At 36.4% G+C, this 15,367-nt stretch carries 15 protein-coding genes and 1 pseudogene; 12 read left to right on the top strand and 4 right to left on the bottom strand.

Annotation, left to right across the window (positions count from 1 at the left end; genetic code table 11):
- Window positions 1-2 precede the first annotated feature (2 nt).
- From NQZ71_RS20275 to NQZ71_RS20285, 3 genes are all read left to right on the top strand, one after another.
- Window positions 3-938, top strand: a complete 936-nt coding sequence (locus NQZ71_RS20275; protein ID WP_317012219.1) for a DUF1861 family protein — start codon at window positions 3-5, stop codon at window positions 936-938.
- Window positions 939-950: 12 nt separating this feature from the next.
- Entirely contained in the window at window positions 951-2,009 is a 1,059-nt protein-coding gene (locus NQZ71_RS20280; protein WP_317012220.1) for a BtaManbiosPhlase, read from the top strand.
- 152 nt (window positions 2,010-2,161) lie between these two features.
- Window positions 2,162-2,695 (top strand): dihydrofolate reductase family protein, encoded by a 534-nt coding sequence (locus NQZ71_RS20285; protein WP_317012221.1) that lies wholly within the window; start codon window positions 2,162-2,164, stop codon window positions 2,693-2,695.
- A 41-nt stretch (window positions 2,696-2,736) separates the two neighbouring features.
- Here NQZ71_RS20285 and NQZ71_RS20290 read toward each other — a convergent pair whose 3' ends face one another.
- Window positions 2,737-3,285, bottom strand: a complete 549-nt coding sequence (locus NQZ71_RS20290; protein WP_317012222.1) for a flavodoxin family protein — start codon at window positions 3,283-3,285, stop codon at window positions 2,737-2,739.
- Window positions 3,286-3,487: 202 nt separating this feature from the next.
- Between NQZ71_RS20290 and NQZ71_RS20295 the strand changes: the two genes are divergently transcribed.
- The 3 genes from NQZ71_RS20295 to NQZ71_RS20305 all read left to right on the top strand — a co-directional run bounded on the left by NQZ71_RS20295 (window position 3,488) and on the right by NQZ71_RS20305 (window position 6,521).
- Complete coding sequence (locus tag NQZ71_RS20295; RefSeq protein ID WP_144454560.1) at window positions 3,488-4,147, top strand: serine/threonine protein kinase; 660 nt, start codon at window positions 3,488-3,490, stop codon at window positions 4,145-4,147.
- A gap of 300 nt (window positions 4,148-4,447) precedes the next feature.
- Entirely contained in the window at window positions 4,448-5,368 is a 921-nt protein-coding gene (locus NQZ71_RS20300) for an iron-hydroxamate ABC transporter substrate-binding protein (RefSeq protein WP_260054697.1), read from the top strand.
- A 235-nt stretch (window positions 5,369-5,603) separates the two neighbouring features.
- Complete coding sequence (locus tag NQZ71_RS20305; RefSeq protein WP_317012224.1) at window positions 5,604-6,521, top strand: tetratricopeptide repeat protein; 918 nt, start codon at window positions 5,604-5,606, stop codon at window positions 6,519-6,521.
- Between the two features lie 156 nt (window positions 6,522-6,677).
- Here the strand turns inward: NQZ71_RS20305 and NQZ71_RS20310 are convergent, their stop codons facing one another.
- Window positions 6,678-6,890, bottom strand: coding sequence for an alpha/beta-type small acid-soluble spore protein (locus tag NQZ71_RS20310; protein ID WP_127740449.1), 213 nt, complete (start codon window positions 6,888-6,890; stop codon window positions 6,678-6,680).
- Window positions 6,891-7,131: 241 nt separating this feature from the next.
- The gene (locus NQZ71_RS20315) at window positions 7,132-7,488 is read right to left on the bottom strand and encodes a hypothetical protein (RefSeq protein ID WP_317012226.1); all 357 of its coding nucleotides are present in this window, start codon (window positions 7,486-7,488) and stop codon (window positions 7,132-7,134) included.
- 262 nt (window positions 7,489-7,750) lie between these two features.
- Here NQZ71_RS20315 and NQZ71_RS20320 point away from each other — a divergent pair.
- From NQZ71_RS20320 to NQZ71_RS20335, 4 genes and pseudogenes are all read left to right on the top strand, one after another.
- Window positions 7,751-8,004 (top strand): annotated as a pseudogene (locus NQZ71_RS20320) (DUF6044 family protein); the annotation flags it as partial.
- 245 nt (window positions 8,005-8,249) lie between these two features.
- On the top strand, window positions 8,250-9,308 hold the full coding sequence (locus tag NQZ71_RS20325) for a PrsW family intramembrane metalloprotease (protein ID WP_260054696.1): 1,059 nt from the start codon (window positions 8,250-8,252) through the stop codon (window positions 9,306-9,308).
- Window positions 9,309-9,513: 205 nt separating this feature from the next.
- Window positions 9,514-10,272: an alpha/beta fold hydrolase gene (locus tag NQZ71_RS20330; RefSeq protein ID WP_260054695.1), complete on the top strand. Its 759-nt coding sequence runs from the start codon at window positions 9,514-9,516 to the stop codon at window positions 10,270-10,272.
- Window positions 10,273-10,370: 98 nt separating this feature from the next.
- A complete protein-coding gene (locus tag NQZ71_RS20335) occupies window positions 10,371-11,207 on the top strand; it encodes a Cof-type HAD-IIB family hydrolase (protein WP_260054694.1) in 837 nt (278 codons plus the stop codon).
- Between the two features lie 43 nt (window positions 11,208-11,250).
- Here NQZ71_RS20335 and NQZ71_RS20340 read toward each other — a convergent pair whose 3' ends face one another.
- Window positions 11,251-11,724 (bottom strand): hypothetical protein, encoded by a 474-nt coding sequence (locus NQZ71_RS20340; protein WP_260054693.1) that lies wholly within the window; start codon window positions 11,722-11,724, stop codon window positions 11,251-11,253.
- Between the two features lie 139 nt (window positions 11,725-11,863).
- On the opposite strand from NQZ71_RS20340, the gene NQZ71_RS20345 reads away from it, so the two are divergent.
- Entirely contained in the window at window positions 11,864-12,745 is an 882-nt protein-coding gene (locus NQZ71_RS20345) for a helix-turn-helix transcriptional regulator (protein WP_317012227.1), read from the top strand.
- A gap of 433 nt (window positions 12,746-13,178) precedes the next feature.
- The gene (locus NQZ71_RS20350; protein ID WP_317012228.1) at window positions 13,179-15,359 is read left to right on the top strand and encodes an acid phosphatase; all 2,181 of its coding nucleotides are present in this window, start codon (window positions 13,179-13,181) and stop codon (window positions 15,357-15,359) included.
- Window positions 15,360-15,367 lie beyond the last annotated feature (8 nt).

Below are 15,367 nucleotides of genomic sequence, written 5' to 3' on the forward strand. Positions count from 1 at the left end.
CGATGACGAACCAACAAATACAAACATGCAAAGAATTGTTAACAGCATTTCAGAATAATCCTCAGACAACTAATCCTGAAAAGTTAAGATTTACAAATGATAATCATAAGGATATATACAATATAACAGCACCATTTAAGAACGACGGAAAAGGAACCATTGCTGGAAGAGTTGAGTCACGGGACAGCGAGGAATCAGAAGTACACTTCTTTACGGAAGAAAATGGGGTATGGAAACAGAATAGAGATACCCCAATATTTAAGCTTCAAGATCCTTTTGTTACTAAAATTGCCGGAGAGCTCCTATTCGGAGGAGTCGAAACTTTTCCTCACCCAACAAAGAAACATTCTTTAGGTTGGCGAACTATTTTAATGAAAGGTAGCACAATAGCTAACTTAGAACAATTTGCGATAGGACCTGATGGCATGAAGGATATACGATTAGTAGAACTACTAGACGGTTCTATCGGTATGTTTACAAGGCCTCAAGGGGAAAAGGGCGGCAGAGGCAAAATAGGATTTAAACGGTTATCTTCCATAGACAAAATAACAGTGGACGAAATAGAAAATACACCATTGCTAGAAAATCAGTTTGTGGATAATGAATGGGGTGGAGTTAATGAGGCTCAAGTGCTGTCGAACGGAAAAATTGGTGTATTAGGACATGTTGCCCGATTTGATAAACAAAAAAATCGCCATTATTATCCGATGGTGTTTATGATTGACCCTGAAACTGGCTATTATTCAGATATGAAAATAATAGCAACAAGGGCTAATTTTCAGAAAGGACCATGTAAACGAGCGGATTTACAAGATGTAGTTTTTAGTGGGGGATTAATCCGAAAACCTAATAAAACAGCAGATTTGTATGCAGGAACTAGTGACGTAGAAGCGCAAAAAATAACGATTCCAGACCCTTTTTTTCAATATGAAACCTAAGGAGGTTATGAGATGAAAATCTATCGATACGAACAAAATCCATTGCTAACACCCCATGATGTAATGCCGTATCATGAAGGCTTTGAAGTAATAGGTGCATTTAATGCGGGGATAACAGTGTATCAAGCAGAGATAATAATGCTCGTTCGGATTGCAGAAAGACCGTTATGTGATGATCCTAATATTGTAAAAGCACCTGTCTATAATTCTTGCACAAGTACACTGGAAATATATAAATTTTTTAAGAGTGATTCAAAATATGATTTTTCAGATCCTCGCGTAATAAGAAAAAAAAATCAAGAAAAGTGGTCCTACTTAACCTCTTTATCGTATTTAAGAATTGCCCGCAGCAAAGATGGGCGTCATTTTACTATAGATAATGAGCCATTTATTTATCCATCTAATAAATTAGAGTCATTAGGAATTGAAGATCCTCGGATAACAAAAATAGAGGATACCTATTACATTTACTATAGTGCTGCATCCCAAGTCGGTGTTGGCGAAGCAATGGTATCAACAAAGGATTTTAAAGAAATACAATATCATGGGATGATTTTCGCACCTGAAAATAAAGATGTCGCTATATTTCCTGAATTGATAAATGGAAAGTATTATGCACTCCACAGACCGGTTCCGTGTAGCAATGCATCACCCGAAATTTGGATTGCTGAATCTGAAAACTTACTTCATTGGGGAAATCACCAGCATTTACTCGGTACTAGAGCAGGGAAGTGGGATGCATGCAGAATTGGAGGAGGTGCAGTACCATTCAGGACAAATAAAGGCTGGTTAGAGTTGTATCACGGCGCAACAGAAGATCACCGTTACTGTATGGGTGCTGTTTTACTAGACATTAATGATCCTGCAAAGGTTATTGCTAGATCAAAATACCCATTAGTAGAACCGGAGGCGGACTACGAAACAGATGGATTTTTTGGCGGAGTGGTGTTTTCATGTGGTGTCCTGGTAGAACAAGACATAATCAAAATGTATTATGGAGCTGCAGATACTTCCATGGCATGTATTGAAATGGATTTGAAGGAAGTTCTAGACTCATTGACATATTACTAAGTTTAAAACCAAAACAGATAATCTACTGTTTTGGTTTTTTTGTAAACTTCTTTCATACAGTATTGTTTGATGAAAAATTTTGAGGAAATACTAAAATAATATATAATAAATAAATAAGAACATATATTCTTACCAAGGAGGTTAAGGGCACGATGGAAAACCGAAAGCTAGTTGTATACATTGCACAAAGCTTGGACGGATATATTGCCACAAAGGATGATTCCTTGGAATGGCTGTTCCAGGTCGAAGGAGAAGGAGACAACGGTTATTCAAAATTTTATAACACGGTTGACACTATTCTGATTGGAAAACGTACATATGACTGGATAATGGAGCAGGAGAAAGGTGAATTCCCGTATAAAGGGAAAGAATGTTATGTTTTTTCAAGAACACCTAAAGAAGCAACAGAGCATGTTCAATTTGTCCAAGGAGATATTGTTTCGTTTATGCAAGACTTGAAAAGCAAGCAAGGCAAAAATATTTGGATGGTTGGCGGTGGAAACATCCTTCATCCATTTTTGGAAAAAGGATTGGTAGATGAGCTGATTGTTACCATTGCTCCTGCCGTCATTGGCGATGGAATCCCTTTATTTAAAGCTGGAGACTACAAGCTTAATCTTCATTTAAAAAGCGCGAGAACATTTAACCAATTTGTCGAGCTCCAATATAAAGTACTGCATGAATAGCATATACAAAAAGACTGCAGCACTAATCTGCAGTCTTTTTGTTAACCAATGGTTTTTAGTAGCTGATTAAGCTCACCTGCAGCATAAAATGCCTTTTGATCAGCCATTATGTCTCCAGGTTTGTTGCCGATACCAAGAATGTAGCCTGCAAATTCCATACCAATAAAGCTAAAGATGAACTGAAATTGCTGAATCATCGGCAGGCCCTTTATATGTGGAGCATCGCCTCCAACTGCGATGACATATCCTTTTTTTGCAGACATTTGTTGTTTGAAGTTGGGATAATTAGCATCCCTTAGGCTTTGGGACCAGCGATCAATAAAGTTTTTCATTATTCCTGACATACTGTACCAATAGATGGGCGTTGCGAATATAATAGTATCATGAGGGAGAATACGGTCTAAAATGGAATTATAATCATCATTACGATCATGAAATCCCGCAGCGTCATGGCGTTTATCCAAAATCGATTCAATATGAAAATCCCCTATATAAATTCTTTCTGCTGTAATATTTGTAAGCGCTTTTTCTGTTAGTATTTCTGTATTGCCTTGTGGACGTGTTCCTCCAAAAATAACTACAACGGACATTGTTCATCACTCCTAAACAAATGATTATAGTTATATATTGTATATGGAATAAGTAAAGAGGAAAAGCAGATATTTTTGATTATGTGCATCAATTATTTCGATTGATAAGCTACTCTATTATTTTTCACTTTGTAAAAATTTCTCTGTTCAAGTTAAGGGAACGATAAGGAAAAGATGATAAAATAGCAAGTAGCGGAGGGGAATGATGAAGAAGAAATTTATTCATTTAATAGAAACAGAGCTTTTAAAGAAAGTAGTCATAAGGAGCGAAAAAGCTCATAACCCGGTAACGGCCGAGCATATTCCAATCGGCTGGAAATGTATCGGAGTTGGGAATTATGCGGCTGTGTTCATGCATTATACAGAACCAGAGCTAGTCGTTAAAATAAATATAGTCGATAAAGAGAATTTAGAAAAGGAAGCAGATATATACAGAAGATTAGGCAATCATCCGAGCTATTCTCATCTAATTTATGAGGGAAATAATTATCTTGTATTAAAAAGGCTAGAAGGCATCACCATGTATAATGCTTTCGCAAAAGGAATAAGGATACCTGAAACAGTTATTAAGGATATCAATGAAGCGCTGGAATATGCTAGAAGCAGAGGCTTAAATCCATTTGATATTCACGGGAAGAACGTGATGATGAAGGATGGCAGAGGGTATGTTGTGGATGTCTCAGATTTTTATAAACAAGGGAAAGATGAGAAATGGGAGGATTTAGTAAAAGCTTATAATAAAATATATAAAAAAACCTTATATAAATACCCTATGAAAATTCCTTTTAAAGCACTGGATATAATAAGACATACTTACAGGTTCTATAAAAAAATCAGAAGAAAACTTCAATGGCAAAACTAAAGAATATTTTTCTAAGATAGGAATAGCCTTTCTAGTAGAATAATATCAAAAAATAACTGGCTTGATGCCGGTTATTTTTTTTTGTCAATAATGGAAGAAAATTATCATAATGAATTCAATTAGTATTGACATAAAAGGAAAACGATATTATGATTATTTCATTCGCAAATGATTATCATTCTCAACAAAAACAAAAGAGTGGTAATGAGGAGGCTGACATAAAACAATCTTAGCACTATATGTTTATAAAAAAAGAACCACATCTGTGGCAATTACATTAAATAAAAGGGGACTCATACTTTGAAGAAATTACTTGTACCATTCATTCTTTTACTCGTATTAATCATCAGTGCATGCGGTAACAAAACAACAGGATCAACAGAAGAAGATGCTAAAGGTGCAGAGGAATCTGACACTATTACATATGAATCTGAAAATGGCCCAATTGAAGTTCCAGCAGATCCACAAAGAGTAGTTGCATTAACAAACGCAGGTAATGTTTTAGCACTTGGTGTTAACCTTGTAGGGGTTGACTCTTGGACAATGACTAACCCGCGCTATGAAGAAAAACTAAATAAGGATGTTGAAGTTGTTTCGGATGAGAATATCGAAAAAATCGCTGAGCTTAAACCAGATTTGATTATTGCTGCAAGCACAACGAAAAACCTTGATAAGCTTGGAAAAATCGCGCCAACTGTTTCGTATACATATAATAAAGTCGACTATTTGACACAGCATCTTGAAATCGGGAAGCTTTTGAACAAAGAAACAGAAGCACAAGAATGGCTTGATAACTTTAAAGCAGACGCGAAAGCTGCAGGAGAAGAAGTCAAAGCAAAAATCGGTGAGGACGCAACTGTTACAGTATTAGAAAGCTATGATAAGAGCATGTATGTTCTTGGCGACAACTGGGGCAGAGGAACAGAAGTACTATATCAACAAATGGGCTTGAAAATGCCTGATAAAGTAAAAGAAATGGCTCAAAAGGAAGGCTATTACACAATTTCTTCTGAAGTACTTCCAGAATATGTTGGCGATTACTTAGTAATCAGCAAATATAACGACCAAGATAACTCATACCAGGAAACAGATGTATATAAAGAAATTCCTGCTGTGAAAAATAATCATGTAATGGAAGCAAATGCATACGAATTTATCTACAATGACCCAATTTCTTTAGATTATCAATTAGAATTCTTTAAAGAGAATTTCTTGAAATAATTTTTAGTAGAAGCGCATCGACTAGGTGCGCTTTTTTACTTTTCGTAAAATTACTAAAGGCCTATGTATTGTTATTGAATAAAATTCGGTTAAGATTTGTTTGTTTGCAGATGGAAATTTAAACTAGTGAACAATGACATATCAATTGAATGTGACTTTCTAAAAAATTTAAGTGGAAGAAATGCTATAATCCATTTAAAGAGTATTTACTTTATTTGATTGGAAAGGAACTAACATGAATCTTAATGCAAAGGCGATTGAATTATATGAAAACAATGAGTTGGATCAAGCACTGTTGCTATTTAAGGAAGCTGTAAGGCAGGAAAGGAATGTGCAGTCTTTACATAATCTAGCCTGGATGCTTTGTTATGAGGAGGATGATTATCTTCAAGCTATTGTTTTGCTGGAGGAGGCAATTGTTAAGGAGCCAAATTCGCACTTTCCTTATCATTTACTCGGAGAAATATATATTAGAATAGAAAAACCTGATAAAGCGATCCCGATTCTTAAAAGAGGAATGGAGATGCTGTCTACAAAAGAGGCATATAATAATTTAGGTGTTGCGTTTTTCCAGGCCGGAGATAAAGCAAATGCTTCTGCTTTTTTTCTGAAAGCATCTGGAAGCTCTGACTATGCATTATACTCTCATGTCAAATGCTTAATTGAGCTTGGCAGTTATGATAGAGCTGAGTTACTTTTAGATACATTTACGAGAGAGGATGAGGAGTTTGTTGGTGAAGTAGATTTGGCAGATTTATATGCAGAAATTAACTCGTTTAAGAAGGCAAATCATTGGTACGATAAAGGTTGGGAAGGATATTTCAAGGAGCCTTATTGGGTAAGCAGGTATATTTATTGCCTTGTACAGGCAGGTGAAATAGAAAAGGCGAGAAACATTGTAGAAAGCTTAATCAAGGAAAAACAGTTAGAATTAGAAGAAGGTTTTGGAGATGAGTGTTTTGATGATTGGACCGAGAAAGAGAAGGAAGAAGAAATAAAAGAGCTTAAAACACATAAAATTGAGTACGAAAAAATGATAGATGCAGCAATTGAAGGTATTAAGGAGCCACTGCACTTTGAGCCACAAATACAAACAGCTTGCTATTTATTTGGCTGTAAACGACACGGTAATCCAGAAGTTAAGGAAGTGTAGAGGTTAAAAATAGAAGAAGTAACGCTCTAGAAAATAATATCTGCTTTTTACCAAAACTCCATTACAATTATAATCCCTTACATGATTGATTTCTGTATTGTAAGAGACTACCTGCAAGCAGATAGTCTCTAAGCCATATATTAAGTTAGAAAATTATTAGCGAGTTGTACCTTGTTGACCAGCTAATTGTGATTGAGCTGTTGCTACAAGACGTTTTGTGATCTCACCACCAACTGAACCGTTGGCACGAGCTACTGTTTCAGCACCAAGCTGAACACCGAATTCTTGTGCAATTTCATATTTCATTTGCTCAAGTGCAGATTCAGCACCTGGCACTAATAGTTCGTTGCTGCTATTGTTGTTTGCCATTGTGTTTCACCTCCTTGACGATTATCATTTCCTTTCATCGTTAAGTAATGTAGTGTAAATTTTGCCAGAATTCCTATTAAATGCGGATCATTTATGTTTATGCTATTGGTCTCTTTTCACAAGCATCCTCGAAAATCACGTTTTCCGAAAAGAGAGGGGTTGAACGAAAGGTATGAAATTTTTTTATGTACAAAAAAACGAGAATGGCAAGGCATTCCCGTTTTTATCCATTGATTATAGCTTAACTGTCTTGATCTTGGTCATTGTCTTGATCGTTATCTTGGTCTTGATCTGCATCAGCGTTAGCACGAGAACGAGATTGCACACGTGCTTTTGAATCGGAATGAACATCAATGTTTAAGTCGATTTTCGCATTTCCAGAATCTCTTACTTTCGCGACATTCGTGTTTTTATCAAGGTTTTTGACAGTGTTATCATTATCCACTTCTGTGTCTGTTCTTAAATCATTATCAACATCGAAATCTACATTAGAATTAGAACGGCTGTCACTATCCCCTGAGCGAGAATCGGAGTCGTTTCGTTTATTCGAATCTCCTCCGTTATTCCCTCCACCTAAGAACCATGGTCTTCTACTCACAAAAATCCCTCCTTCGTTATTATTCTTAAATAGTTTATTCAGAAATCAAAAGTTGAAATAGTTATATACATTAGGACAAGCATGGATTTTCAGCACCAAAATGAAAAAAACTTAATTGAAAACTTAATTGTATATTGAATATGGGATAATTTAGGTGATATAGAAAATTAAGATAAGCTGAGAGAACATACGAGATTGCCAAAAGGGTGTCAGTGCAAATGCTATCGTAGATCTAGCTGCGATATAATTCAATTTTGAATGAGAATGGGGAGGGCGATGCTATATTTTCACAGACGAGCTTGGCAAATTATATGTATACGAAGACCTCGAAAAAAAAAGTTAAATAATCTTGAGTTAAATATGGAGCCATTTGGGGAAATGGGAGGCCGCTATTTATTTTCAGCAGTACCGATTACGAATGCTGCAGACAATCATTTACAGCTTGATGGTGTGTTTACAGCAAAGGAAACTGTTTGGAAAATTTATTTGTATAGTGCTGTCGATTTACTACAGTAGGAATGTACACTAAAAGCCTTCACTCATAATGGTGAAGGCTTTTAGTGAAGGTAATAAAATATATTTTCGGTAAATCATGATTATTTTTATATTACCCTAGTGATAGTAAAGTAAACGTAAAATTTAAATTTTGTTTAGTTTTCGGGAAGTTGTGAATGGAAAACTATTAATAACATTTATTCAAATAATTCAACACTCATTGGAGCATACTCATTGAAGAGAATGTTAAAAGAGGGGCGAGTTATTTGAAGTGTCCACAATGTGTATATACAAATCCAGAGGGTGTGAAGTTTTGCATAAGCTGTGGAGAGAAATTTATTAAAGATAATGCTCCTGGCGACGACAACAGCTTCTTTTACGAATTTGCTCATTATGTTGATATGGTTCCAAACAAAGAACGCTCTGTTAACCCAAAATTCAATAATATATTTTCACGTGTATTCCATGATCACAGTGAATTAGAAGCAGAAAGGCTTTTTATCGTAGGCACTGCTTTAACAACACCAAAGCTGTCTGAGGTGACAGATACGTGGCCGAAGCCTTGGCTGTTTGCGAGGGTTTTTATTATTGCACTCCTTACGTTTGCAGGGTTTTACATAGGTGTCAGCTATTTTCATAATGCTAACTTTATTCCAGGTCTGATTTTAACAGGCTCATTCGCTGTCCCATTCACGACTTTAATTTTCTTCTGGGAAATGAATGCCCCACAAAATATTGCCTTTTACAGAGTAATGTATATCGTATTGCTAGGTGGAATCCTTTCGATGCTAGTTGCATTGCTGTTTTTCGATATACTGAGAAACACGTCTAATGCCATAACAACAGGTATTGTCGAGGAGCTTGCGAAAACAATTACAGTTATTTCATTTGTGCGCTTTCGGAAATACAGATTTATCCTAAATGGCCTGCTTATAGGAGCTGCTGTTGGTGTGGGCTTTGCAGCCTTTGAAACAGCGGGATACGCATTAAGGGCATTGCTATCAGGTGGTGGGGAGCATTTGTACTATACCATTTTGTGGAGAGGTATTCTTGCACCAGGTGGACATGTTGCTTGGTCGGCATTAGCGGGAGCAGCATTTTGCAGAGTTCAAGGCTCGGAAAATTTCAGACCAAGCATGCTGCTTCGCTTCCAATTTTTGCGTGTGTTTGCATTAGTGGTGCTGATGCATGCCTTTTGGGATTATGATGCACCATGGATGTTTCCGTACGGACAGCTTGGCCTCATGGCAGCCTCATGGGTTGCTGTATTTCTGCTAATTCGTGCAGGTTTAAAAGAGATCGGAAGAATGAAATTAAAAATTTGAGAAGCAGACCACTGCTTCCTTTTTTGTAGTTTATATATAATTCTACGCACTCAAAGATATAAACAAATAAAAAAACAAGCAACTAAGAATTTCAAAAATAAACCCACTAAAACATTTTCTCTAAAATAACTAAACATATTAGTGGAACTTTACTCCATATACTTCGTATAAGACTATAAAGATAACAAAAAGGTGGAGGAGTTCTTTGCAGATAAATAAGGAAAAAGTAAAAACATCAAAAGGAGTCGTAGAGTATTCAGTTTGTGGGAGTGGAGAACCAAATATTATCTTAATTAACGGTGGTTCAGGTCCTATTGAAGGTTGGATGAAGGTGTTAGAAGATGTTTCTAAATTGTCTTCCGTGTTTTGTTATAATCGGTTAGGTGTAGGAGGCAGTGACAAACCGCAAGAAAATCAAGATGGAATAACGATTATAGAGACCTTGCGTGAAACACTTTCATTAATTTCCATAGATCCGCCATATGTGATTGTTGGTCACTCGCTTGGTGGTTTATATGCTAATCTTTTTGCTCGGCTTTATCCTGATGAAGTAGCTGCGATTGTTTTTTTAGAGGCAAGCCATCCCGAGGATATGAAACTGGATGAGTATCAAGGCAAAATAATTAAAACAATTAATAAATTGCTGTCCATATTCGATTCATTATCACAACATAAAAAACTCGGCGAAGTACATTTTGTGAAAGAGACAATTAACCAAATCAATCTTCATGAAACTTTTCCAGACATTCCTTTATATGCAATTACAGGAACTAAGGAAAATTGGTTTATGCCTAAAGAAGCTTTAACGATTAGACGAAAAAATCAACTGGATCTACTTTCTTTAACAAGTTATAGTAAACAAACATTAGCAGATAACAGCGGGCATTTTCCTCAGTTAACAGACCCAAATATAGTCATTGAGATTATCAATAATGCAGTCCAAAAGATAAAAGAGAATTATTAAAACGAAAATATTGCGCTTACAAGCCTTTTTTGCTACTATAATTTCATAGCTAATGATTTTGAAAATTCATTTTTACTAAATAAACAGGCAGGTGCAGTATGCAAAAAATCATATTTTTGGATATAGACGGAACACTAGTTAATGATCATGGAATAATACCAGATTCAGCAAAATTAGCAGTACGTTTAGCAAGGGAAAAAGGTCATTTAGTTTATATATGTACAGGTCGTTCTAAAGCAGAGCTCTTTCCTGAAATATTGGAGGTCGGCTTTGACGGGATTATCGGGGCAGCTGGCGGTTATATTGAAATAGATCAAGAGGTTTTGCTGCATGAAAAGGTAGCTACAGAAGATGTGCGACATATTGTAGCATATTTTGATAACCATGGAGTAGATTTTTATTTAGAATCCAATGGCGGATTATTCGCAAGTAAGAATTGTAAAGCGCATATCCAAAACATTATTAATAGATTTCTTGATGAAAACCCTCATGCAAAGGAAGAAGTGGAGAAAGGTATACAGCCCTTTCATGATTGCTTGATTGAAGGTGAAGATTTGATCAGAGAAGATATAAATAAAATTTCCTTTTTAGGTTCAGACTTGCCAATTGCTGAAATCAGTAAAGAATTCTCTGCTAAATTTAATGTTATTTCAAGCACTGTTCCTATCTTCGGTGAAAACAGCGGAGAATTATCTGTTCCAGGCATTCATAAAGCAACAGCTATTGAAAAGCTTCTAAATCATTTGCAACTGGATAAGCAACATAGTTTTGGTTATGGTGATGGGTTAAATGATTTAGAAATGCTTGAATATGTCCAATATGGGATTGCAATGGGAAATGCAAAGGAACCCGTTAAGCTTGCTGCAGATGATATAACAGATACCCATGACGAGCACGGTATTTATAACAGCTTTAAGAAATACGGTTTACTTTAAAAAAACATGCGGAAAAGCAAGCTTTGCCTTTCCGCATGTTTTTTTATCCTTCTTTTTTAAAACGGTCACTCAAACTGCCATAAAGTAGCTGGGAGCCATACAATACAAACGTTTTTATTAGGAAAATGACAGACAGTTGAACTTTAGTTAGTCTGACTAAAGTTACATAACCGATTTTTTTAAGTAAATCCATCCCAACAAATGTAAACAGGGAGTCCACAACAAGATTAACTAAAAGGTATAGATTGAACTTACCAAAGGTATATTTTAAAATCCAGATGGAACCAATAAGAAATGGACCGATAATTAAAGGCAGTTCTGCTAATACATTCGGCCTTACATTATAAGGAAACCACCACCATTTTCTTTTTTCAGCCAATCTTCCTTCAAGAACAAGATATGTGCTCATCGTAAGTGCTGCAAAAAAATACTTCTTAAATGCCTTTTTTCCGATTAAAGGGATGGACAGCCACGGCAAAACAGTCATGAGAATTATTAACCAATTATTTTTTTTCATTCATATCAATTCCTTAAATAGATGTCTTTTTACTTTTTACTGTTTTCGTTTTCTTATACGGTTCATTCACATAAAAAAGCAATAAATGTCAAAAAAACATCTTTTTATTTTGCTATCTTATAGATAGGAGGTAGGAAGTATGACTTACAGTGACGTAATTCGCCAATCAATTGAATTTATCGAGAAAAACATTCACGATGAACTACAGCTCGATATGCTTGCCAGAAAAGCAGGCTTTTCAAAGTTTCATTACCATCGGATATTTCTAAAGGAGGTTGGGGTTTCCGCTTCTGAATATGTTCGATACCGCAGACTTGCATTTGCTGCAAACATGCTTCTGTATACAGATGAAAAAATAATCGATATTGCGTTTTACCTACGTTTCGAAGCACAGGAATCCTTCAGCCGCTCCTTTAAAAAATATTATCATCTGCCACCAGGACAATATCGAAAAATCATGACTAAGTTAACAAGACAAAGGGAGGAAACCGACATGAAAAATAATCAATTATTAAAAGGCTGGCATTTAAGTGGCACAAGTCCTGCTCAATATGAGATAGGGATTGATCGAGAAATTGTTCACAAAGGAAAGGCATCAGGATTTCTAAAAACTATTACTACGACACCCTCCCATGAATTTGGAACAATGATGCAGCAATTCAAGGCAGAAAAACATGCTGGTAAAAGGTTAAAGCTATCAGGTTTTATTAAAACAAAACAGGTAGATGTTTCTTGTGGTTTTTGGATGAGAGTCGATGACAATTTTGGTGATGTATTGCAATTTGATAATATGAGCAACCGTCCTATTACAGGTGACACAGAGTGGAATCATTATGCCATCGTTTTAGATATACCGAAAAATAGTGCAGTCATTGCCTTTGGCGTTTTGCTTTCAGGCAGCGGTCAAGTCTGGTTAGATGAATTGCGTTTTGAGGAGGTAGACGAACAAACACCAACAACAAATATTGATTTTCTTGAGGAGCTATTAGAAGAGCCAGTAAACCTATCATTTGAGGAATGAGCAAGTTTATACAAGTAAATGGTTAATTTCAAAAAATGACCATATGTAAAATTATTTATCACCTCTCAAAATTTTAGGAGCACTGGTTTATTCCTTTTCCGAGGCCGTTTATACATAAAAATGTATAAAATAACATTTAATTATTGGCCTTTTATTTTATGTAGAAGCCTTTGTTAACTTATAAGGAACCAGCCGTAAAGCCTATAATAAATCGCCTGCAGAATATGTCGTCATCTGACAATATTCTGCAGGTTTTTTATTGTCGAAAAAGCGCACCAGCTATATTCATCTGCTCTATCTTTCGAGAAAAAAATACATAAATATACAATGTTTTCAAAATCTATACGTTTATTATCATAAAATTCACACTGGATTTACAATTAATCATTAAACTTACGTTGAAAGTTAAATATGGAGAGAGAGGGAAAGAAATTTGTCGAATAAAAGAGTGCAGAAAAAGAATAAAAAAAATCAAAAGTCTACAATCCCAATTTTACTATTAACAACATTATTAACTACACAAGGTGCATATACAGCTTCAGCAGCAGATAATTCTGCCATTGAACCAAAACCAGGAGCTTACGGTTATTATGTTGATGTATATGGCAGTAATGAAAGTTCAAATATGACCCCCGAAACAAACTCCTCTATCGGTGTGCTCTCCAAATTTTTAGACATTTGGCAGCCAGGAGATTCTTGGGATAACGGTAAAGTTTTAAATGAGAGTGTACATAATCATAATATAAATACATCTATCGCTATCACGAAAAATCGCACAGAAGCAGAAGCGAAGGACGCATACCTTAGTGACCGCCGCAATCAGAACTACAGTGTAATAACAGGTCTTGGTCCTTATGCTGATAATTTTAAGACTGGTGCCAATGCTGGAACAACGATTCCAGATGAGATTCCTCAAGATGCGACAAGTGTTAAATATGAGGATGGCGGAAACAGTAACGGCAATTGGGCAGAAACTAATTCCAGTCTCGGAAATATGGTGAATCTAATTAATACTATCCGCTGGACAGGAGCTTCAACCTCGTCTGCAAAAGCTTATTACAGCTATAAACGTCCATTCCGTTGGAGTGAGGATGTAAGCATGCTGCCAACGCTTGTTCCAGCGAAAAAGGATGACCCTTCAAGCGACGGAGGCTTCCCAAGCGGACATACGAATGCTGCTTATTTAGCATCATACGGACTTGCTTACGCAGTGCCAGAACGCTTTGAAGAAATGATGACAAGAGCATCAGAGCTTGGAAACAGCCGTATTGTTGCGGGAATGCATTCACCACTTGATGTCATTGGCGGCAGAGTAATGGCGACAGCTGTTGCTGCAGCAGCATTGAATGATCCAGCAAATAAAGCGGTGAAGGATGCTGCCTTTAAGGAAGCGCATGAAGTACTGCTGACACAGGATGCCACTTCTTATGATGCATACAGTGATTACGAAACAAATAAACAAAACTATACAAAACGTCTTACATACGGGTTCCAACAAATTGGCGACACAACAAAACCGATGGTCGTGCCAAAAGGTGCAGAAGTATTGCTTGAAACACGTTTTCCTTATTTAGATGACATGCAACGCCGCTGGGTGCTGTATACAACAGGCTTGCCATCTGGATATCCTGTTTTAGATGACACAGAAGGCTGGGGCCGCTTAAATCTATTTGCAGCTGCAGGCGGATATGAGGATTTTGAAACAGATGTAAATGTAACAATGGATAGCTCACTTGGAGGCTTTAATGCCGCTGATAGCTGGAAAAACGATATCGCAGGTTCAGGTAAGCTGACGAAGGATGGAACTGGTGTGTTAACACTTACTGGTGATAACACATACACTGGTGGCACAGTTATTGAGGAAGGTTCCCTAATTGCAAGTTCAAGCACTGCGTTTGGTTCAGGTGATGTCATTAATAATGGCGGAACAGTTAATGAAAATGTATCGAGCGGTCTGATAATCGAACAAGACTTTATCCAAACGGATGCTGGAACACTTGAACTTCATATTGGCAGCAAGGAAGAAGTGTTAAATATTGATGGAGAAGCTACATTCGGCGGTACCTTAAAGCTTGATTTTACGGATGGTTATGTACCTGCAGAGGATGCAACTATCATCAGCTACAGCTCATTGACGAATGACAGCAAATTTACCGAAGTCGAAATAACAGGATTACCGGAAAACTATCAAGTAGCATATGCAGATAATGCAGTCCATATTGTATCAACGGATCAAGAAGAAACAGATAACAATAACCCTGAAAATCCATCGAATCCAGATGAACCAGTTGATAACGAAGAAGAGAACAATACAGACAATCCAACACCAGTAAACCCAGATGATAATACGAACGAAGAAACTACAAATAATGAAAACACAAACCAAGATAACAATAATGCTGGAAATGATAAGTATGAAGAAAATACTGCTGAAACAGGAAGCAAGAGTGAAAATGTAAGCACTGGTAGTAAAACAGCGGACACAGATTCAGTGAAAAATCCGCACACTGGTGATGATACAAACATCTTTTTATATGTAGGTACATTACTAGCATCAGCAGCAGCTGCTGCCATCGTATTCTGGAAAAGAAAGCTGAAAAAAGCAGACCAATAATTCATCAA

Origin of the sequence: Niallia taxi (assembly GCF_032818155.1) — a bacterium.
GTDB lineage: Bacteria > Bacillota > Bacilli > Bacillales > Cytobacillaceae > Niallia > Niallia taxi_A.